Genomic DNA, 812 nt, shown 5'->3' on the forward strand with positions numbered 1-812 from the left:
CACCGTGGCCAGGACCTGAACGAACTCGGCGAGTCCGCCGAGATTGACAGTGCGAAACTGGAACAAATGACTCAGGCGCTGGAGTCGCAACTGCTGGAGAAGCCCAAGGACAAGCCACTGAAAAAAGCGGTTCGGAAGCTTCGTAAGGATCTGTTGCCGAGACTGCTGAACTATGAGCAATACCAAAACCTGCTCGGGGACCGAAACAGCTTCATTAAGACGGACCCGGATGCCACCTTCATGCGGATGAAGGAAGATCATATGCGAAACGGTCAACTCAAACCCGGCTACAACGTACAGATCGGAACGGAAAACCAGTTTATTTTGGTGTACAGTCTACACCAAAGACCGACGGATACCCGCTGTTTACAGCCGCACATGGAAAAGGCACGGCAGATCCTGGGGAGACTTCCTAGGGCGGTGATTGCGGATGCAGGCTACGGTAGTGAAGAAAACTACGCCTATCTGGAAAAGGAAGAGATTCAGGCGGTCGTGAAATACGGCAGCTACCACAAAGAAAAGAGTAAAGCTTGGAAAGAGAATGTCGGAAAGATTGAGAATTGGACATACAACAAAGCCGAGGATACATGGACGTGCCCAGCTGGACAAACGCTGCATTTCCGCAAAGAAAGCAAGGAAACGCTGGGGAGTGGATATGAAATTCGAAAACGTCATTACCGTAGCCAGAGCTGCGAGGGCTGCCCACTGAAGGAACAATGTACGAAAGCCGAAGGAAATCGAGAAGTGGTCGTCAGTTTGGAACGATTGCGGTACCAGAGTCAGGCTCGGGAGATTCTACGGAGTGAAGAAGG

At 51.2% G+C, this 812-nt stretch carries 1 protein-coding gene; it reads left to right on the forward strand.

Annotation, left to right across the window (positions count from 1 at the left end; genetic code table 11):
* Positions 1-812 (forward strand): transposase (locus A3848_RS27525; protein WP_143192472.1); only part of this gene is annotated, 812 nt, incomplete at both ends.

This window comes from Paenibacillus sp. P32E (genome assembly GCF_001909085.1).
Classification (GTDB): domain Bacteria; phylum Bacillota; class Bacilli; order Paenibacillales; family Paenibacillaceae; genus Paenibacillus_AQ; species Paenibacillus_AQ helianthi.